This is a genomic window from Flavobacterium ichthyis (genome assembly GCF_009915155.1).
GTDB classification, from domain to species: Bacteria; Bacteroidota; Bacteroidia; order Flavobacteriales; family Flavobacteriaceae; genus Flavobacterium; species Flavobacterium ichthyis.
Window position 1 is genome coordinate 19,331 of record NZ_JAABLM010000006.1, and the last position, 19,850, is coordinate 39,180.

At 36.9% G+C, this 19,850-nt stretch carries 17 protein-coding genes and 1 tRNA gene; 16 read left to right on the forward strand and 2 right to left on the reverse strand.

Features of this window, described 5'->3' with window-relative positions; all coding sequences use genetic code 11:
• Positions 1-126 precede the first annotated feature (126 nt).
• The 16 genes from mraZ to GV828_RS06030 all read left to right on the forward strand — a co-directional run bounded on the left by mraZ (position 127) and on the right by GV828_RS06030 (position 17,834).
• Positions 127-600: a division/cell wall cluster transcriptional repressor MraZ gene (mraZ, locus tag GV828_RS05955; RefSeq protein WP_166536572.1), complete on the forward strand. Its 474-nt coding sequence runs from the start codon at positions 127-129 to the stop codon at positions 598-600.
• Complete coding sequence (gene rsmH / locus GV828_RS05960; RefSeq protein WP_166536573.1) at positions 587-1,483, forward strand: 16S rRNA (cytosine(1402)-N(4))-methyltransferase RsmH; 897 nt, start codon at positions 587-589, stop codon at positions 1,481-1,483. Before mraZ ends, rsmH begins: the two co-directional genes overlap by 14 nt.
• Before the next feature lie 105 nt (positions 1,484-1,588).
• Positions 1,589-1,936, forward strand: a complete 348-nt coding sequence (locus GV828_RS05965; protein ID WP_166536574.1) for an FtsL-like putative cell division protein — start codon at positions 1,589-1,591, stop codon at positions 1,934-1,936.
• The gene (locus GV828_RS05970) at positions 1,927-3,924 is read left to right on the forward strand and encodes a penicillin-binding protein (RefSeq protein WP_166536575.1); all 1,998 of its coding nucleotides are present in this window, start codon (positions 1,927-1,929) and stop codon (positions 3,922-3,924) included. Before GV828_RS05965 ends, GV828_RS05970 begins: the two co-directional genes overlap by 10 nt.
• Complete coding sequence (locus tag GV828_RS05975) at positions 3,921-5,384, forward strand: UDP-N-acetylmuramoyl-L-alanyl-D-glutamate--2,6-diaminopimelate ligase (protein WP_166536576.1); 1,464 nt, start codon at positions 3,921-3,923, stop codon at positions 5,382-5,384. The genes GV828_RS05970 and GV828_RS05975 overlap by 4 nt, the downstream gene beginning before the upstream one ends.
• Positions 5,385-5,391: 7 nt before the next feature.
• Complete coding sequence (gene mraY / locus GV828_RS05980; RefSeq protein WP_166536577.1) at positions 5,392-6,615, forward strand: phospho-N-acetylmuramoyl-pentapeptide-transferase; 1,224 nt, start codon at positions 5,392-5,394, stop codon at positions 6,613-6,615.
• 1 nt (position 6,616) lies between these two features.
• On the forward strand, positions 6,617-7,954 hold the full coding sequence (gene murD, locus GV828_RS05985; RefSeq protein ID WP_166536578.1) for a UDP-N-acetylmuramoyl-L-alanine--D-glutamate ligase: 1,338 nt from the start codon (positions 6,617-6,619) through the stop codon (positions 7,952-7,954).
• A gap of 122 nt (positions 7,955-8,076) precedes the next feature.
• Positions 8,077-9,402 carry an FtsW/RodA/SpoVE family cell cycle protein gene (locus GV828_RS05990; RefSeq protein ID WP_166536579.1) on the forward strand — a complete coding sequence of 442 codons (1,326 nt, stop codon included), beginning with the start codon at positions 8,077-8,079 and terminating at the stop codon, positions 9,400-9,402.
• A gap of 92 nt (positions 9,403-9,494) precedes the next feature.
• The gene (gene murG / locus GV828_RS05995) at positions 9,495-10,583 is read left to right on the forward strand and encodes an undecaprenyldiphospho-muramoylpentapeptide beta-N-acetylglucosaminyltransferase (protein ID WP_166536580.1); all 1,089 of its coding nucleotides are present in this window, start codon (positions 9,495-9,497) and stop codon (positions 10,581-10,583) included.
• Positions 10,584-10,646: 63 nt separating this feature from the next.
• Positions 10,647-12,020, forward strand: a complete 1,374-nt coding sequence (murC, locus tag GV828_RS06000; protein WP_166536581.1) for a UDP-N-acetylmuramate--L-alanine ligase — start codon at positions 10,647-10,649, stop codon at positions 12,018-12,020.
• On the forward strand, positions 12,007-12,732 hold the full coding sequence (locus GV828_RS06005; protein ID WP_166536582.1) for a cell division protein FtsQ/DivIB: 726 nt from the start codon (positions 12,007-12,009) through the stop codon (positions 12,730-12,732). The genes murC and GV828_RS06005 overlap by 14 nt, the downstream gene beginning before the upstream one ends.
• Positions 12,733-12,735: 3 nt before the next feature.
• Positions 12,736-14,115 (forward strand): cell division protein FtsA, encoded by a 1,380-nt coding sequence (gene ftsA / locus GV828_RS06010; RefSeq protein WP_166536583.1) that lies wholly within the window; start codon positions 12,736-12,738, stop codon positions 14,113-14,115.
• A 58-nt stretch (positions 14,116-14,173) separates the two neighbouring features.
• Positions 14,174-16,120, forward strand: a complete 1,947-nt coding sequence (gene ftsZ / locus GV828_RS06015) for a cell division protein FtsZ (RefSeq protein ID WP_166536584.1) — start codon at positions 14,174-14,176, stop codon at positions 16,118-16,120.
• A gap of 247 nt (positions 16,121-16,367) precedes the next feature.
• The gene (locus GV828_RS06020; protein ID WP_166536585.1) at positions 16,368-16,817 is read left to right on the forward strand and encodes a GatB/YqeY domain-containing protein; all 450 of its coding nucleotides are present in this window, start codon (positions 16,368-16,370) and stop codon (positions 16,815-16,817) included.
• A 44-nt stretch (positions 16,818-16,861) separates the two neighbouring features.
• Positions 16,862-16,935, forward strand: a tRNA-Arg gene (locus GV828_RS06025).
• Between the two features lie 104 nt (positions 16,936-17,039).
• Positions 17,040-17,834 carry a zinc-dependent peptidase gene (locus tag GV828_RS06030; protein ID WP_166536586.1) on the forward strand — a complete coding sequence of 265 codons (795 nt, stop codon included), beginning with the start codon at positions 17,040-17,042 and terminating at the stop codon, positions 17,832-17,834.
• A 70-nt stretch (positions 17,835-17,904) separates the two neighbouring features.
• On the opposite strand, the gene rpe is transcribed toward GV828_RS06030, so the two are convergent.
• Together rpe and GV828_RS06040 are read right to left on the reverse strand one after the other, a co-directional pair.
• Positions 17,905-18,567 (reverse strand): ribulose-phosphate 3-epimerase, encoded by a 663-nt coding sequence (rpe, locus tag GV828_RS06035; RefSeq protein ID WP_166536587.1) that lies wholly within the window; start codon positions 18,565-18,567, stop codon positions 17,905-17,907.
• A 376-nt stretch (positions 18,568-18,943) separates the two neighbouring features.
• Entirely contained in the window at positions 18,944-19,807 is an 864-nt protein-coding gene (locus GV828_RS06040) for a sigma-70 family RNA polymerase sigma factor (RefSeq protein WP_007804760.1), read from the reverse strand.
• Between the last annotated feature and the right edge of the window lie 43 nt (positions 19,808-19,850).

The following is a 19,850-nucleotide window of genomic DNA, read 5'->3' on the forward strand; positions in this document are numbered from 1 at the left end:
ACCGCCTCAAATATTTGTCAGAATTTCCTATCAAGTGGTAAAACTTATTAACAAAGTGGTAGATTGTGGTAAATTGTGGTAATAATTTTTTTATTTTTGCTATTGAACAATTTAAAATGTAACTCGTTGAATACCATTACTGGAACATACGAATGTAAGGTTGATGCCAAAGGACGGATCATGATTCCGGCTCCTTTGAAGAAGCAATTGACCGATTCGCTAAACGATGGGTTCGTTTTAAAACGTTCGGTTTTTCAGCCTTGCCTCGAATTATACCCGATGCATGAATGGAATAAAATGATGGAAAAAATCAACAAGCTCAACCGCTTTGTTAAAAAAAATAATGACTTCATCAGGAAATTTACTGCCGGAGTAAAAATGGTAGAAATTGATAGTCTAGGCCGGTTGCTCATCCCTAAAGATTTGGTGGTATTTGCTAATATTTCTAAAGATTTAGTGCTGTCATCAGCGATAAATATAGTGGAAATTTGGGATAAAGATTTATATGAAGCTTCGCTTTCTAATGACGATGTCGATTTTGCAGATTTGGCAGAAGATGTAATGGGAAATTTAAACGATGACAATAATGGAATATCATAACCCTGTACTTTTAAAAGAAACCGTTGATGGACTCAACATTAATCCTGATGGAGTTTATGTGGATGTCACTTTCGGTGGTGGTGGACATTCCCGTGAAATATTGAGTCGTTTAGGGTCAAGAGGGAAATTATTTGCCTTTGACCAAGATGAAGACGCGCTTGCTAATGTTATTAACGATGACCGATTCACTCTAATAAACGAGAATTTTCGCTTTATCAAAAGATTTTTACGTTTTCACGGAATTAAAAAAGTGGACGGAATATTAGCAGATCTTGGTGTTTCATCACATCAATTTGATGTTGCCGAACGTGGATTTTCAACCCGTTTTGACGCATTATTGGACATGAGAATGAGTCAAAAAAGTGAACTTTCGGCTTATCATGTAGTAAATGAATACGACGAAACTTCGCTTCGACGTGTTTTTTTCGATTATGGCGAACTCAAAAATGCACCTGCTTTGGCTAGAACCATTTTGGAAGCCAGAGAAAAAAATCCGATAAGAAATACTGAGCAACTTAAAAATGTATTGGCAAAATATTTACCGGCTCATAAAAGCAATAAAATTTTAGCTCAAATTTATCAAGCGATTCGTATTGAGGTGAATCAGGAAATGGAAGTTTTGAAAGAATTTTTACAGCAATCGCTCGAAATTTTAGAAGAGAACGGTCGATTGAGTGTGATTTCCTATCATTCATTAGAAGATCGATTGGTAAAAAGATTTATGCGAAACGGTTTGTTCGAGGGTGAACCAGAACGCGATTTTTTTGGGAATTTTACAGTTCCGTTTAAAATTATTCAAAAATTAATTGTGCCAACCGAAGCCGAAATTGCCGTTAACAATCGTGCCCGAAGTGCCAAATTAAGAGTCGCAGAAAAAGTTTAGAGTAAGGAGTTTAGAGTAGGGAGTTTGGAGTTTGAAGTAAGAAGTTTGGAGCCAAAATCATAAATCATAAATCATAAATCATAAATCAAAAATCATAAATAAAAAATGAAAGGAGGAATGTACAGCATCTTAAAAGCAAAATTTTTAATTAATGATGACGCCGCAAAAAACTGGCAGTTCATCATCTTTTTAATTTTTTTAGCATTGCTGATGATTGCCAACTCTCACAATTACGAACAAAAAACCTACAGAATAACAGAATTAGACAAAGAAGTAAAAGAGCTTCGGTCAGAATTTGTGGACCGTCGATCAGAGTTGATGAAATTAAAAATGGAATCAACTATTTCACAAAAAATGGAACCAAAAGGAATTTTTCCGTCATCCGTTCCACCCAAAAAAATTAAAGTAGTAGAGAAAAAAGAAAAAAACTTTTTTGAAAAATTATGGCAGTAGAAGAAAAAAATATTTCTTCCAGAATTTACTGGGTTGCGTTTGCAATTTTGGTAATGTCCGTTGGAATCGTTATTAAACTCACAAATATTCAGTGGGTTGAAGGCGATTATTACCGCGAATTAGCCAAACAGCGAACCGTGAAAACCTTTGTGATTCCGGCAAATAAAGGAAATGTTTATTCAGCTGACGGAAGTTTGCTGGCTACTTCTATCCCAAATTACAATATTCGTTTTGATGCCGTTGCACCAAAAGAAGAACATTTCAAAAAAAATGTCGAAAATCTTGCCGATTCACTCGCGGTTCTTTTGGGAAAACCAAGTTCTTTTTATTTAAACGAATTTAGAAAAGCACGAGCCAACAAAAACCGTTATTTATTGGTTGCCAGAAACTTAAGTTATACTGATTATATGCGGATCAAAAGTTTTCCGCTTTTTAAATTAGGCCCAAACAAAGGTGGAATAATTGCCGAACAAAAAACGGTGAGAGAACATCCTATTGGTAAAATTGCCGAAAGAACAATTGGTTATGAACGTTTCGACGAAAACGGAAAACCCACCAGAATCGGAATCGAAGGTGCTTTCGAAAATTACTTAAATGGCAAAGACGGACGCATTTTGAAACAAAAAATTGCCAAAGGCCAATGGAAACCTATCAGCGATAATAATCAATTAGAACCTCAAGACGGTTATGATGTGGTCTCAACCATTGATGTTTACATCCAGGATATTGCACATCATGCTTTGCTAAAGCAGTTAGAATTTTATGAAGCCGAACACGGTTGCGTTGTCGTGATGGAATCTCACACTGGCGAAGTAAAAGCGATTTCTAATTTGGGTCGCGCTTCAGACGGTCATTATTACGAAAAAATAAATTATGCCGTTGCCGAATCACATGAACCTGGTTCAACTTTTAAATTAATTGATTTAATCGCTTTGCTCGATGATAAAAAAGTAGATACAAGCCATGTTTACGATACCAAAGGCGGCGACATCGTGATTAAAAATCGTCATGTTCGAGACTCAAAAAAGGGTGGTTATGGCAAAATTTCTTTAGCTAGAGGTTTCGAGGTTTCGTCCAACACAGTTTTGGTTCAGGCGGTTTATGAAAATTATAAAAATAACCCGAAACAATTTATCGATCGCATTAATTCTTATGGATTGAACAAACCGTTAGGATTGCCATTTGCTGGAGAAGGAAGACCTGTTGTGCCGCAACCTGGAGATCCAAATTGGTACGGAACCACTTTGCCTTGGATGGCTTTTGGTTACAACGTTTCGGTTACACCTTTGCAAATGTTATCAGTTTATAATGCTGTGGCAAATAATGGCGAAATGGTAAAACCAATTTTTGTAAAAGAAATAAAAAATTGGAACAAAACCATCAAATCTTTTGATAAACAAATTATTAACCCGAAGATTTGTTCGGATGAAACCCTTAAAAAAGTAAGAGCGATTTTAGAAAATACGGTAAAACGTGGAACGGGTTCTAAATTATATTCCAAAGATTTTTCTATGGCAGGAAAAACCGGAACGGCTCAAGTGGATTATGGCAAAGGAAAGCATACTGATGCCATGTATTACGCTTCATCTTTTGCAGGATATTTTCCGGCGGATAACCCAAAATATTCTTGCATTGTCATCATTCATAAGCCATCGAAAAGTAAAGGATATTATGGAGCCGACGTTTCGGGACCAGTTTTTAAAAGAATCGCCCAAAAGATTTTTACAGATGTTCCTTCTACTAATGAAATCAAAAATTTACAGCAAAAAGTAAATCTGCAGGAAAAAAGTTATGCCAATTACGGCAACTTAACCAGTAGCCATAAAGTGCCAAATGTACATGGAATGCCGGCAATGGATGCAATCGCATTGTTTGAAAATTTGAAAATGAAAGTTAAAATAATTGGTTCAGGAAAAGTGAAAAAACAATCAATTCCGGCTGGAAATCCAATCGAAAAAAATAAAACCATAATATTAGAATTATCGTGAAATCGTTAAAAGAAATATTGTATAAAGTTGCCATCGAAGCGGTAAAAGGAAGCACTGAAGTTAACATCAATAAAATTGATTTCGACTCCAGAAAGATTGCTTCTGGTGATGCTTTTGTTGCCATTCGCGGTGCTTTGGCTAACGGTCACGATTATATCGAAACTGCTGTAAACAATGGAGCAGTTGCAGTGATTTGCGATGTTTTTCCAAAAAATATTCAGCCGGATGTAACCTATATTTTGGTAAAAGATACCAATGCGGCTTTGGCATTTATGGCTTCCAATTATTATGATAATCCTTCGCAAAACCTCAAGTTGGTTGGTATTACTGGAACTAATGGAAAAACCACCATTGCATCACTTTTGTTCCAATTGTTTAAAAAAGCGGGGTACAAAGTGGGATTGCTTTCTACCGTAAAAAATGTGGTGGATGAGGTAGAATACAAGTCCTTATTAACCACTTCTGATTCGCTTACCATCAATAAATTTTTGCGTGAAATGAACGACGTTGGTGTGGAATATTGTTTTATGGAAGTGAGTTCACACGGTGTTGCACAAAAAAGAACCGAAGGTTTGCAATTCGCCGGAGGTGTTTTTACCAATCTTTCGCACGATCATTTAGATTACCACAAAACTTTTGCCGAGTACCGTGATGTCAAAAAATCGTTTTTTGATCATTTGCCCAAAAATGCTTTTGCTTTGGTCAATATCGATGATAAAAATGGTTTGGTAATGTTACAAAATACACAAGCCAAAAAGTTGACTTATGCTTTAAAAACCTATTCGGATTACAAAGCGCAAATTCTCGAAAACCAATTGTCAGGACTATTGATGAAAATTAACGGACAAGAAGTTTGGGTAAGATTAATAGGTACGTTCAATGCTTATAATTTGTTGGCAATTTTCGGAACTGCTGTTCAATTAGGCTTAGAAGAAATTGAGGTTTTGAGGTTATTATCAGAATTAGAAAGCGTTTCGGGAAGATTTCAATTTATTATTTCAGAGGGAAATATCACAGCAATCGTCGATTATGCCCACACGCCAGATGCGCTCGAAAATGTGCTCAATACCATTAACGATATCAGAACCAAAAATGAACAATTAATTTCAATTGTAGGTTGCGGTGGTGATCGAGATAAAACCAAAAGACCTTTGATGGCAAACATTGCTTCAACCTTAAGCGACAAAGCCATTTTAACTTCAGATAATCCCCGAACCGAAAATCCGGAAACCATCATTGAAGAAATGGAAAAAGGAGTCGAAGCTCAAAATTATAAAAAAACACTTTCAATAATTGATAGAAAACAAGCAATCAAAACGGCTTGTCAACTGGCAAATTCAGGCGATATAATTTTAATTGCCGGAAAAGGACACGAAACATATCAAGAAATTAACGGCGTTCGCCACGATTTTGACGATATGAAAATAGTAACCCAAATTTTACAACAACTGAACAAATAAAGAAACTATGCTTTATTACTTTTTTGAATATTTAAACAGTTTAGACGTTCCCGGAACCGGTGTTTTTCAATACATCACGTTCCGCTCAGGACTTGCAATTATACTATCATTGTTGTTGTCAACAGTTTTTGGAAAAAAAATCATCAACTTTTTGCGTCGCCAGCAAGTAGGAGAAACCGTTCGAGAATTAGGTCTTGCCGGACAAAACGAAAAAGCGGGAACGCCAACAATGGGTGGATTGATTATTATTTTTTCAACGTTAGTTCCGGTATTATTATTGGCGAAGCTGAATAATATTTACGTGATTTTGTTGATTGTCACCACCCTTTGGATGGGAACCATTGGTTTTATTGACGATTATATCAAAATATTTAAAAAAGATAAAGAAGGTTTAAAAGGAAAATTCAAGGTAATCGGGCAAGTTGGTTTAGGTTTAATTGTGGGAACGGTTTTATACTTTCACCCAGCTGTTACCGTAAGAACTGATACCGGAAACACCAATATTTTTTCAACCAATCAAACAACGGTTTCGGCAGCTCCGTTAGAAGAAAAATCTACCGCAACAACGATTCCTTTTTTTAAAAATAATGAATTTGATTACGCCGAAATTTTATCGTTTTTAGGCAATGATTATAAGGATTTCGCTTGGTTAATTTTCATTCCTGTGGTCATTTTTATCATCACAGCGGTTTCAAATGGCGCCAATTTAACCGATGGAATTGATGGTCTTGCTGCAGGAACTTCCGCCATCACCGTAGTTGCCATCGGGATTCTCACATTTGTTTCCGGAAATATTATTTTTTCCAATTATCTGAACATAATGTACATCCCAAATTCCGGTGAAATGACGGTTTACATTGCAGCATTCGTGGGAGCTTTGGTAGGATTTTTATGGTATAACACCTATCCGGCATCCGTTTTTATGGGAGATACAGGAAGTTTAACCATCGGCGGAATCATTGCTGTTCTGGCCATTGCTGTTCGAAAAGAATTGATGATTCCGGTGCTTTGCGGTATTTTCTTGGCAGAAAATTTATCAGTAATGCTACAAGTTTCCTATTTCAAATACACCAAAAAACGTTTTGGAGAAGGAAGAAGAATTTTTCTTATGTCGCCACTTCATCACCATTATCAAAAAAAGGGTTACCACGAAAGTAAAATTGTAACCCGTTTTTGGATTGTAGGAATTTTATTAGCCATTCTTTCCATCGTAACCCTAAAATTGAGATAACATGCAAAAAAAATTGGTCATTTTAGGAGGTGGAGAAAGCGGGGTTGGAACCGCAATTTTAGGAAAGAAGAAAGGCTATGACGTTTTTCTTTCTGACTTCGGAAAAATAAAAAATAATTACAAGGAAGTGCTTACCCTTAATGGAATTAAATGGGAAGAGGAAAAGCACACCGAAGATTTAATTTTAAATGCCGATTTAGTGATGAAAAGTCCGGGAATTCCGGAAAAGTCGCCAATGGTAAAAAAGATTTTGGCAAAAAATATTCCGGTCATTTCCGAAATAGAATTTGCCAACCAATACACCAAAGCTTTAACCGTGGGAATTACCGGAAGTAACGGTAAAACCACCACCACAATGCTTACCTATCATTTGCTAAAACAAGCTGGATTAAATGTAGGATTGGCAGGAAACATCGGAAAAAGTTTTGCTTGGCAAGTAGCCGATGAAAAACACGATGTCTATGTTTTGGAATTGAGCAGTTTTCAGTTAGACGGAATAATCAATTACAAACCACACATTGCCATTATCACTAACATCAGTCCGGATCATTTAGACCGTTACGATTATGATTATGGAAAATATATTGCAGCCAAATTTAGAATAACAGAAAACCAAACCAATGAAGATTACCTAATTTTTGATGCCGATGACGAAACCATTACCAATTGGCTCAAACTCAATAAAACCAAAGCGCAATTATTACCATTTTCGATGACAAAAATTATTGAAAACGGTGCATTTTGCCAAGACCAAACCATTAATATCAACATCAATAACCACCAATTTACCATGCCAACCGACAAATTAGCTTTAGAAGGAAAACACAACGTAAAAAATGCAATGGCAGCCACAACTGTTGCCCAACTTTTACGCATCAGAAAACAAACCATTCGCGAGAGTCTTTCTGATTTTCAAGGGGTTGAACATCGATTAGAAAAAGTTTTAAAAATTCAAAATGTACAATACATCAACGATTCTAAAGCCACCAATGTTAATGCGGCGTTTTTTGCCTTAGACAGTATGAATGCTCAAACCATTTGGATTGTTGGAGGTGTTGACAAAGGAAATGATTACAACGAACTCATGCCTTTGGTTCGTGAAAAAGTAAAAGCAATAATTTGTTTAGGAATTGATAACGCCAAAATTATCGACGCTTTTGGCGATGTTGTGGACGAAATGATCGAAGCTCAAAACATGAACGACGCAGTGAGATATGCTCAAAAAATGGCAGAAAGTGGCGACATAGTTTTGCTTTCGCCTGCCTGTGCAAGTTTCGATTTATTTGAAAATTATGAAGACCGCGGAAGGCAATTTAAGCAAGCCGTGCAAAATTTATAGAATGATTTTTTTGGAGCTAATCCCGCTTTCCGCTACAATCTTTTCCCTCGCAAAAAGAGCGAGAGAAAAGGATTTCCGCTGTAATCGGGGCTAGGGCGTCCTGCTAAAAAATAAACCAAGTTATGAAAGAACTAATAAACAATTTAAGAGGAGACAAAGTCATTTGGGCGTTTATCGCACTTTTGGCGTTGATTTCGTTTATGCCAGTTTATAGCGCAAGTAGTAACTTGGCACATGGAGCAAATGGTTCGGGCAATACTGTTAGCTTTTTAGTGAAACATTTTGCTCACGTAGGTATTGGTTTTCTAATGGTATATTGGGTTCACAAAGTTCCTTATCATTATTATAAAGCATTGGCAACGCCATTAATGTTTATCGCTTTTGCGACATTAGCTTTCACATTATTTCAAGGAAAAACCATTGGTGGTGCTAACGCAAGTAGATGGATACAAATCCCTTTCGTAGGAATTAGTTTCCAGCCTTCTACCATGGCGTTTATGATTTTAATGATATATGTTTCGCGTTATCTTTCTAAAAAACGAGAGGTCGAAGATACTTTTCAGCAATCATTAATCAACCTTTGGTTACCAGTATTTGCCATTTTAGCACTAATTCTTCCGGCCAACTTTTCTACAACCGCATTAATCTTCTCAATGGTTTTGATGCTTGTTTTCGTAGGAAAATATCCCGTAAAATACATCGGAATTATTTTAGGCGCCGGAATCATTTTCCTCACATTTTTTATTTTGCTTGCCAAAGCGTTTCCAGATGCCTTTCCAAACCGTGTAGATACTTGGATTAGCCGTGTGGAAAACTTCACAAGTGACAAACCGGACGAAGATGTTTACCAAATCGAGAAAGCAAAAATTGCCATAGCCACAGGTGGTATTTACGGACTTGGTCCTGGAAAAAGCGTGCAAAAAAACTTTCTACCGCAATCTTCTTCAGATTTTATTTATGCTATTATCGTTGAAGAACACGGACTAATTGGCGCCATTCTAATTTTGTCGCTTTATCTCATTTTGTTCATTCGGTTTTTGATTGCATCACATAAAGCCAACACCTTATTTGGAAAATTACTCGTCGTAGGGCTTGGATTCCCCATCGTTTTTCAGGCCTTGATCAATATGGGTGTTGCGGTAGAATTGCTTCCCGTAACCGGACAAACTTTGCCTTTAATTAGTTCCGGAGGAAGTTCAATTTGGATGACCTGTATTTCTTTGGGAATTATTTTAAGTGTCACCAAAAAAGAAGAAGAAATTGCACAAGAATTAGCCGAAAAAGAACAACGCGAAGAAGCTTTGCAACGTTTGATTGATAGAGAAATAAATGGTGAAACCGAAGAAATTTTGGAAACCACAAAACAATATACTAACGAAGAAGTTGAAAAAAGTTATGCCGTCGAAGACCATTCGGATAACCCTATGAAAGCCGTGATAGGGAAGTGATTTAAGGTATAGGATTTGAGAATTTTGATTTTCTGTAAAAAAAAATCTTAAAATCATTTTAATGTACGCAAAAAGAATAAAACAAAAATAAAATGCAAAAGTTAAAATTCATACTAAGTGGTGGCGGAACCGGAGGACATATCTATCCTGCAATTGCAATAGCCAATGAATTAAAATTGCGTTTTCCGGATTGCGAAATTCTTTTTGTGGGTGCCAAAGATAAAATGGAAATGCAAAAAGTGCCACAAGCAGGTTATCCTATCAAAGGTTTGTGGATCGCAGGTTTGCAACGAAAATTCACCATTGATAACGCTATCTTTCCCGTCAAACTATTCGATAGTTTACTGGCTTCACGAAAAATTATTAGAGAATTTAAACCAAATGTTGTCATCGGAACCGGAGGTTTTGCAAGTGGTCCGTTGCTTCGTGTTGCTGGATTTGCTGATATTCCCACGGTAATTCAGGAACAAAATTCTTTTCCGGGAATCACTAACAAGTGGTTGAGTAAAACCGCACATAAAATTTGTGTGGCATACGATAATTTGGAAAGATTTTTTCCGGCGCATAAATTAATACAAACCGGAAATCCCGTTCGTCAGGATTTGTTAGATATTGAAAATAAAAAACAAGAAGGCATTCAATATTTTGGACTTTCAGAAAATAAAAAAACAGTTTTGGTTCTTGGCGGAAGTTTAGGCTCTCGCCGAATTAACCAATTGATTGAGCAAGAAATTCCAAATTTTAAAAACCAAGATGTGCAGGTAATTTGGCAGTGCGGGAAATTTTATTTCGAAGATTATCAAAAATATTCCGATGATCAAATTCAGGTAAAAGCTTTTATCGACAGAATGGATTTGGTTTATGCTGCCGCAGATTACATTATTTCTCGGGCTGGAGCTTCGTCGGTTTCAGAACTTTGTTTGGTAGGAAAACCAGTTATTTTCATTCCGTCACCGAATGTAGCCGAAGACCATCAAACTAAAAATGCTAAAGCCATTGTGGATAAAAACGGTGCTTTGATGTTGAAAGAAAATGAACTAAACGAAAAATTTACGTCAACATTTAGCCACTTGTTAAACAACGAAAATTTACAAATTAGCTTAAGTCAAAACATAAAAAAATTAGCGAAACCGAATGCCACAAAAGACATCGTGGACGAAATAGAAAAATTAATTCAATAAAGTACATAAAAAAGTTTCAGTGAAAGGTACTCTGAAAACACAGAAACTAGCAAACAAAAAAAAATGAATCTCAATCAAATACATAACGTTTATTTCATCGGTATTGGAGGCATCGGGATGAGTGCTTTGGCTCGTTATTTTCAAAACATTGGAAAAAATATTTCGGGTTATGACAAAACGCCAACTATGTTGACTGATGAATTGATTGCTGACGGAATGCAAATTCATTTTGAAGATAATATTAGTTTAATTCCTGAAAATTATACGGTTGAAAATACACTTGTAGTTTATACTCCAGCAGTAAAACAACTTTCAGAATGGGAATATTTTAAAGAAAAAGGTTTTACGATTAAAAAGCGTGCCGAAGTTTTAGGCATTATTACCAAAGACACTTTTTGTTTTGCCGTTGCCGGAACACACGGAAAAACCACAACTTCCAGTATACTCGGACATATTTTACACCAAAGTGGCGTAGATGTTACCGCTTTTTTAGGTGGAATTGTAGAAAATTATAATTCAAATTTAATTGGTTCAGGAAAAACGGTAACGGTTGTAGAAGCCGACGAGTTTGACCGTTCGTTTTTACACCTTCATCCAAATATTGCTTGCGTGACTTCAATGGATGCGGATCATTTGGATATATATGGAGATGCTACTGCAATCGAGGCGTCGTTTGTAGAATTTTCCGAAAAAATAACCAACAAAAATAATTTATTTGTCATTGAAGGTCTTCCGTTGAAAGGCATTACCGTTGATGTAGCAGTTAAAGGCGAAACCATTCAGCCGAACGCTACTCCAAAATTTTTCGCCCATAATGTCAGAATTGAAAACGGCAGTTACCTCTTTGATGTGGCAACGCCTTCAAGAATTTTCAGAAACGTTGCTTTCAATCTTCCCGGGAAACACAATTTACAAAATGCACTTTTGGCTTATGCCATGGCATTTACCTACGGAGTTTCGGCAGAAAATATCGCAGCAGCTTTAGCTACTTTCAAAGGCGTCAAAAGGCGTTTTTCGTATCAAATCAAAAAAAATAATTTAGTTTATATTGATGATTATGCACATCATCCTACAGAAATTAATGCTGTGCATCAAGCCGTTAGAGAATTATACCCAAGGCAAAAAGTGTTAGCTGTTTTTCAACCACACCTTTTTAGCAGAACGCGCGATTTTCTACAAGGATTTGCTGAAAGTCTTTCACAATTTGACGAAGTGATTTTGCTTGATATTTATCCTGCAAGAGAATTGCCAATTCCAGAAATTACTTCCCATTTATTGTTGGAAAATATAACAAATAATAACAAGAAAATTATTGCAAAAACCGATTTAATTTCCGTAATTTTAAATACCGATGCTACCGTAATTGTTACCATTGGTGCGGGTGATATAGGGGAGATGGTCAAACCAATTAAAAACGCTTTAGATGAAAAAATTTAATTGGACAAATATTAGATTGCTTGTCATTTTTGGTGTGGCAATCTTCTTGTTTTCATTTTCTGGAAAGAGAAATGAGAATCGAAAAATTTTAAAAACTAAGGTGGAGTTTGTGTCAGAAAACAATCCGTTTTTAACGAAAGAATCGGTTAATAAATTGTTAATAGAAAAAAATCGAGGGCGTTTGGGCTTCAAAAAAGTTGAATTAGATTTGAGTAATTTGGAGAAAAAGCTCAACAGTCACAATATGATTAAAAAAACAGAGGTATATGTGAGTGTTGATGGTGTGTTAAAAGCTGTGGTGGAGCAGAAAACTCCAGTTGCCAGAGTGTTTAACGATAATAGTTCTTTTTATGTTGATTATCAAGGTGGTAGAATGCCTGTTTCGGATAATTTTTCAGCGCGAGTTCCGCTGATAAGTGGTGCTTTACACGAGTTAAAAAATGAAAAAATCACTCGGGTTTTACAAACCATTCATGATGATGATTTTTTACAAAAAAATATCATTGGCGTCAACATTTTGCCGTCCGGAAACCTTAAAATGAGCTCGCGTAATTTTAACTACGTGATTGATTTTGGAAAACCTATCAACATCGAAAAGAAATTTAAAAATTACAAAGCATTTTTTCAACGGGCTGTTCAAGACACTTTGATAAAAAATTATAAGACAGTAAATCTTAAGTTCACGCAACAAGTTGTTTGCACCAAAAATTAAGTTATGGAAAAAGAGAACATTGCAGTAGGTTTAGACATTGGGACCACAAAAATTGTCGCAATGATTGGAAAGAAAAATGAGTATGGAAAACTGGAGATTTTAGGCGTTGGACGATCTAAAAGCCTTGGCGTGGCTCGTGGTGTTGTAAATAATATTACTCAAACCATTCAATCCATCCAACAAGCAATTCATGAAGCAGAAGAAAATTCTGGATATAAAATTAAAGATGTAGTGGTAGGTATCGCCGGACAACACATCCGCAGTTTACAACACAGCGATTACATCAGCCGAAATAATCCTGACGAAGTAATTAGCGACAATGACATTGATTTGTTAGTGAATCAAGTGCATAAGTTAGCAATGCTTCCAGGCGAAGAAATTATTCACGTTTTACCACAAGAATTCAAAATTGATGGTCAAAGCGAAATAAAAGAACCAATTGGTATGCATGGCGGAAGATTGGAGTCAAGTTTTCACGTTGTGGTAGGTCAAGCAGCTTCTATCAGAAATGTTGGAAGATGCATCAAAAGTTCTGGTTTAGATCTTTCGGGATTAACCTTAGAACCGTTGGCTTCTGCAGATGCGGTTTTGAGTCAGGAAGAAAAAGAGGCAGGTGTTGCTTTGATTGATATTGGAGGAGGAACAACAGATTTGGCTATTTTTAAAGACGGAATTATTCGTCATACCGCTGTTATTCCTTTCGGAGGAAATGTCATTACGGAAGATATAAAAGAAGGATGTTCCATCATCGAAAAGCAAGCCGAATTATTAAAAGTAAAATTTGGTTCTGCTTGGCCAGGTGAAAATAAAGACAACGAAATTGTGTCAATTCCGGGATTACGAGGAAGAGAACCAAAAGAAATTTCTTTAAAAAACCTTTCGAAAATCATCCACGCACGTGTCGTAGAAATCATCGATCAAGTTTTTGCCGAAATCAAAGCGTATGGTCACGAAGATCCACGTAAAAAGTTAATTGCAGGTATTGTATTGACCGGAGGTGGTTCGGAACTAAAACACATCAAGCAATTGGTGGAATACATCACAGGAATGGACACCAGAATTGGTTACCCTAATGAACATTTGGCAGGAAATTCTGACGAAGAAATCTCAAGTCCGTTATATGCAACAGCAGTTGGATTGGTAATGAATTCCGTTAGAAATAATACCAATAGCGCGGTTCCAAACATGCCACAACTTGCCAAACCAGTTTATGTAGCTCCAGTGGCAACAGAAGTGGAACCGGAAGTTGAAAAACCGGTTGTAGCCGAAGAAGTGCACGAATCGCCAATGACACCAAACAAAAGTCAAGGAGAAAGAGTAAAAAAATCAATCCTCGACAAATATTTAGAGAAAATAAGAGAATTTTTAGATAATGCTGAATAAAGTAGTATCAGCCAAATAAAATAAGTAGAAAAAGAAATTAAAAAAAAAACCAAATATTATGACAAGCAACTCAGATTTTGGAAATATTGCATTCGATTTGCCTAAAAATCAATCCAATGTAATCAAAGTAATAGGCGTTGGAGGTGGCGGAAGTAACGCAATCAACCACATGTTTCAACAAGGAATAAAAGGAGTAGATTTCATCGTTTGTAATACCGATTCTCAAGCGTTGCAAAATAGCGCTGTTCCCAATAAAATTCAGTTAGGAGTAAACCTTACAGAAGGTCTTGGAGCAGGAGCAAACCCCGAAGTAGGACAACAATCAGCAATTGAAAGTATCGCTGACATCGAAAAAATGCTTGACAGCAATACCAAAATGGTTTTTATCACAGCAGGAATGGGTGGTGGAACCGGAACTGGTGCAGCACCAGTAATTGCTCAATTAGCTAAAGAACGTGACATATTAACCGTAGGAATCGTAACCATCCCATTCCAATTTGAAGGAAAAGTACGTTCAGAACAAGCACTTTTAGGTGTTGAAAGATTAAGAAAGCAAGTTGATTCATTAATTGTAATTAACAATAATAAACTTCGCGAAGTTTACGGAAACCTTGGTTTTAAAGCAGGATTCTCAAAAGCTGATGAGGTTTTGGCAACCGCCTCAAGGGGAATTGCCGAAGTAATTACACATCACTACACACAAAATATTGACCTAAAAGATGCTAAAACCGTATTGTCTAACAGCGGAACCGCCATCATGGGATCATCAACCGCCATTGGAGATAACAGAGCCAAAGAAGCCATCGTGGCCGCTTTAGATTCGCCATTGCTTAACGACAATAAAATCACAGGTGCCAAAAACGTATTGTTGCTTATCGTTTCTGGAACCAACGAAATCACCATTGACGAAATTGGAGAAATCAACGATCACATCCAAGCCGAAGCGGGATACAACGCAAACATCATCATGGGTGTTGGCGAAGATCAATCTTTAGGCGAATCAATTGCAGTAACCATTATTGCAACAGGTTTCAACATCGAACAACAAGCCGAAATCGTAAACACAGAACCGAAAAAAATTATTCATGCCCTTGAAGATGAGCAAAGAATGGGACATGATTTATCTCATAAACCCGTTCAGTCATTCGACTTTACAGCACCAGTGATTGAAGAAAAAAAAATTCCGGTAGTTGAAGAAAAAATAATTTTCTCTTTAGAAGAACCAGAAATCATTCCTGCAAAACCAGAACCGGTTGCAGAAGTATCTGATTTAGTGAAAACTACCGAATTCATCAAAAACATCGACGTAGAATTTCAAATCGTATCGCCAATCAGCGAACACGAATTTTACATCACAACAGATGAAGTAAGAGAAATGGAAGTGCGTGAACCACAGTTTATTATCAACAAAAAAGAAGAAGAACAAACCACCTTCTCCTTTGATGTTCCAGCTCCAAAACCCGCAGCCGAAACACCAAAACCAGAAAAGATTTTCTTCGACTTAAGCGATGATACTAACGAAATTCAGGTAAACCAACCTGTTCAAGTGGTACCCGTTACCGAAGTAAACCAAAACGGCGTTATCAAATATTCTTTGGAAGATTACATGGAAATCGAAAACGAACTGATGCAATCAAAGCCAGTTTCCAAAACCGAAACCCCAATCGACAAAGAACTCGACCTTCAGGTAAAAGAAGTAGAAACACCAAAATTCAACAACCCAAGCTTCGAAGAAATTTCTCCATTAGAAATGACAATCGAGCAAACCCTGAAAAAAAGAGCCGACGAGAGAAGAGCAAAAATGAAAGAATTTAATTACAAATTCCACAACAACCCTTCACGCGTTGACGAATTCGAAAAAGAACCAGCCTACAAGCGAATGGGAATCGACCTCACCAGCAAACAGGCAGACAATAGCAAGTCCCGAATGTCTTTAGGAACCGACAGCAACGACGATTTACAATTGCGTTCCAACAACTCGTTTCTTCACGACAATGTGGATTAACTAACTCAAACCAAAACCCTGTAACCCGGATTTTTCATTGAAATTCCGGGTTATTTTTTTATCTTCGCTTTCGAAAATATGGAGCCAATCGCTTGGGCATTTTTTAATCGAAACTCCCGCTTTCGGCACTATCTTTTTCATTGCCTCGGAAAAATCCAGGCAATCAAAAAAGGATAGTCGCCTCAATCGGGGCTATCAAACCAGCAAAAGGCATTTTTTAAACTTTAGGCAATCAAAAAAAAATACAATGAGCTTACAAAACCAAATCAACGACGAAATTAAAAACGCAATGCGAGCCAAAGACACCCTAAGTCTTGAAGCCTTAAGAGCTGTAAAATCCGCATTGTTATTAGCCCAAACCGAAACCGGATCAAAAGAAGAAATTTCACAAGAAAACGAAATCAAACTTTTACAAAGATTAGTAAAACAACGCAAAGATTCGGCTAACATTTACAAAGAACAAGGACGCGAAGACCTCGCAGAACCCGAAATTCAACAAGCCGCCATCATCGAAAAATTCCTTCCCGCACAATTATCCGAAACCGAAATTGAAGCAGTAGTTTCTAAAATTATCGCCGAAAATAACGCATCGGGAATGCAAGCCATGGGATTAGTAATGGGATTGGCTTCAGCACAACTAGCCGGCAAAGCCGATGGAAAAACAATCTCCACCATCGTTAAAAAATTATTGTCATAAACTAATTTCTCATTAAAAATCGGCTATATTTGCAATCCTAAAATGGCCTCGTAGTTCAACTGGATAGAATGACGGATTTCGGCTCCGTTGGTTGGGGGTTCGAATCCCTCCGGGGTCACAACCGTAAAATCAAACTTTTGATTTTACGGTTTTTTTTATTTTCCACATTAAAACTTTTCAATCCCGCAAATTAGTTCTATCTTAACCCTTCTGAAATTTTTTATGGAAAGTTCCACCATTTTAGCGTTTTTTGTCGGGTTTGTATTAATCGCTTTGGCGTTCATCAAATTCATTGAACCGGCTTACGCCATCCTATTCAAAAAACCACTTTTAGTTCATTTTTATCTTTTCCCATCCAAATTTTCGCCGGAGCAAAAATCCTTTATGCTCAAAGAATTTCCGTTTTATAAAAGATTGTCACCTAGAAAACAACGCTATTTTGAGAATCGCGTTAAGTGTTTTTTAAAACGGCATCAATTCATTGGAAAAGATATTGAAGTCACGGCAGGAATGAAATTTTTAATCGCCGGAACTTATGTCATGCTTACCTTTGGCTTCCGGAATTACTTAACCGGACTTTTAAAAACCATCGTGATTTATCCGGATATTTATTTTTCCGAAACAAACCTAACGCATCACAAAGGTGAATTTAATCCTAAGATGAAAACTGTTGCTTTTTCGTGGCAACATTTTATCGAAGGTCATCAATCTGCCAACGACAATGTAAATCTGGGTTTGCACGAATTTGCCCATGTGATTCACTTGCATTCCATCAAAAGTCGTGATGTGAATGCCAGCATTTTTTTCGACGAATTTACCTCGATTACCAAATTATTAAAGGATGAAAATTTTACTACCAGTTTAATCGAAAAAAATTATTTCCGCAAATATGCCTTTGAAAATCAGTATGAATTTCTGGCGGTAATTTTAGAACATTTTTTTGAATCACCAAAAGACTTCGAAAACCATTTCCCAGATTTATTTCAAAAGGTAAAACGCATGATCAATCACCAATAATTTTCGAATTTTTAAATAAAAAAAGCCTGCAAAATACACTTCTGCAGGCTTTGCTTTTTATGTTGAAATTTTAAACTGAAGCGATTTTTTTCAAATCAGCAATGGTTTCGATTTGGTTTTCGGCTTTAAAAACATAGCTTCCGGCAACCAAAACATCAGCTCCAGCTTCTGCTAATTGTTTGGCGTTTTTATTCGTCACGCCACCGTCAATTTCAATTAAAGTCGCCGCGTTATTGCGAACAATAATTTCTTTTAACTGCTTTACTTTTTTGTAAGTATTTTCAATAAAAGATTGTCCGCCGAAACCTGGATTGACACTCATGACACAAACCACATCGATGTCGTTAATCAAATCTTCTAGCAAAGAAACTGGTGTATGCGGATTGATGGCAACACCCGCTTTCATGCCTTCGGCTTTGATGGCTTGAAGCGTTCTGTGAAGATGGTTACACGCTTCGTAATGGACGCTTAAAACATTGGCGCCAAGCGAAGCAAAAGTTTTGATATAACGATCCGGATCAACAATCATTAGGTGAACATCGATGGTTTTTTTGGCGTGTTTCTGGATGGTTTCTAAAACCGGCATTCCGTAGGAAATATTAGGAACAAAGACGCCGTCCATAATGTCGATGTGAAACCAATCGGCTTGGCTGCTATTGATCATTTCGAGGTCGCGTTGCAAATTTCCAAAATCGGCGGCAAGAACCGATGGTGCAATGAGTGTGTTTTTCATGATGTAGTTGTTGTGTGTTTAATTGAAAATTCAAAAGTCCAGGATGGATATTCAAAATTTTTGCAAAGGTACGAATTTCGGATTTTATTTTTACCGCAATGTTCGCAATGTTTCTCTCAAAGGCGCGAAGTAGCAAATAGATTTGTCGGAATTTTGCTTGGCTTTTTGCCACAGATTACAGGATTTTTTTGATTTGGAATTTTCAACCCTGAACATTAAAAAGCAAAACTCCGGATACCCGAGCGATAGCGAACAGACTGGAGTTTTGCTACCTTAAAAAGCAAAACTCCGGTAATCAGCCGGAGTTTCAATCATCAATCAAAAAACGAACAGTTTTGAAACTGTTTGTTGCGGTATTTCCGAAATGGAAAATATTTTAGCCTAAATAGGTTTTTAAAATTTTGCTTCGCGAAGTGTGTTTTAACCTTCGAATTGCTTTTTCCTTAATTTGACGAACGCGTTCTCTTGTTAAATCGAAAGTTTCGCCAATTTCTTCCAAAGTCATTGGATGTTGATCGCCTAAACCGAAGTATAGTCTTACAACATCGGCTTCTCTTGGGGTTAAAGTTTCCAAAGATCGCTCGATTTCGGTACGTAAAGATTCGTGGATTAATTCTCTGTCAGGATTTGGAGATTCGCCTGAACGCAATACGTCGTAAAGGTTTGAATCTTCGCCTTCCACTAAAGGAGCATCCATTGACAAGTGGCGACCAGAATTTTTCATGGATTCTTTAACGTCGTTCACGGTCATGTCTAATTCTTTGGCGATTTCTTCAGCAGATGGTGGTCTTTCGTTAGATTGCTCTAACAAAGCGTACATCTTGTTGATTTTATTGATCGAACCGATTTTGTTCAACGGCAAACGCACGATACGTGATTGCTCTGCCAATGCTTGTAAAATAGACTGACGAATCCACCAAACGGCATAGGAAATAAATTTAAAACCACGGGTTTCGTCAAAACGTTGTGCGGCTTTAATTAATCCTAAATTTCCTTCGTTGATAAGATCTGGAAGTGTAAGTCCTTGATTTTGATACTGTTTTGCTACCGAAACTACGAAACGCAAGTTGGCTTTTGTAAGTTTTTCAAGAGCTCTTTGGTCACCGGCTTTAATTCTTTGTGCTAATTCTACCTCTTCATCTGCCGTGATAAGGTCAACTTTACCAATTTCTTGTAGGTATTTGTCCAGGGAAGCAGTCTCACGATTTGTTACCTGCTTGGTAATTTTGAGTTGTCTCATTTAAATTGTTCCTTCAAATTTAGTTTCAGATTGTTATACGTAA

Bases quoted from the DNA above. Each gene is read 5' to 3' on its own strand.
- murC (WP_166536581.1), top strand. From the start codon at position 10,647: ATGAATCTCAATCAAATACATAACGTTTATTTCATCGGTATTGGAGGC.
- GV828_RS06030 (WP_166536586.1), top strand. From the start codon at position 17,040: ATGGAAAGTTCCACCATTTTAGCGTTTTTTGTCGGGTTTGTATTAATC.
- rpe (WP_166536587.1), bottom strand. From the start codon at position 18,567: ATGAAAAACACACTCATTGCACCATCGGTTCTTGCCGCCGATTTTGGA.
- GV828_RS06040 (WP_007804760.1), bottom strand. From the start codon at position 19,807: ATGAGACAACTCAAAATTACCAAGCAGGTAACAAATCGTGAGACTGCT.
- ftsA (WP_166536583.1), top strand. From the start codon at position 12,736: ATGGAAAAAGAGAACATTGCAGTAGGTTTAGACATTGGGACCACAAAA.
- GV828_RS05965 (WP_166536574.1), top strand. From the start codon at position 1,589: ATGAAAGGAGGAATGTACAGCATCTTAAAAGCAAAATTTTTAATTAAT.
- GV828_RS06005 (WP_166536582.1), top strand. From the start codon at position 12,007: ATGAAAAAATTTAATTGGACAAATATTAGATTGCTTGTCATTTTTGGT.
- GV828_RS05970 (WP_166536575.1), top strand. From the start codon at position 1,927: ATGGCAGTAGAAGAAAAAAATATTTCTTCCAGAATTTACTGGGTTGCG.
- ftsZ (WP_166536584.1), top strand. From the start codon at position 14,174: ATGACAAGCAACTCAGATTTTGGAAATATTGCATTCGATTTGCCTAAA.
- murD (WP_166536578.1), top strand. From the start codon at position 6,617: ATGCAAAAAAAATTGGTCATTTTAGGAGGTGGAGAAAGCGGGGTTGGA.
- murG (WP_166536580.1), top strand. From the start codon at position 9,495: ATGCAAAAGTTAAAATTCATACTAAGTGGTGGCGGAACCGGAGGACAT.
- mraY (WP_166536577.1), top strand. From the start codon at position 5,392: ATGCTTTATTACTTTTTTGAATATTTAAACAGTTTAGACGTTCCCGGA.
- rsmH (WP_166536573.1), top strand. From the start codon at position 587: ATGGAATATCATAACCCTGTACTTTTAAAAGAAACCGTTGATGGACTC.
- GV828_RS06020 (WP_166536585.1), top strand. From the start codon at position 16,368: ATGAGCTTACAAAACCAAATCAACGACGAAATTAAAAACGCAATGCGA.
- GV828_RS05990 (WP_166536579.1), top strand. From the start codon at position 8,077: ATGAAAGAACTAATAAACAATTTAAGAGGAGACAAAGTCATTTGGGCG.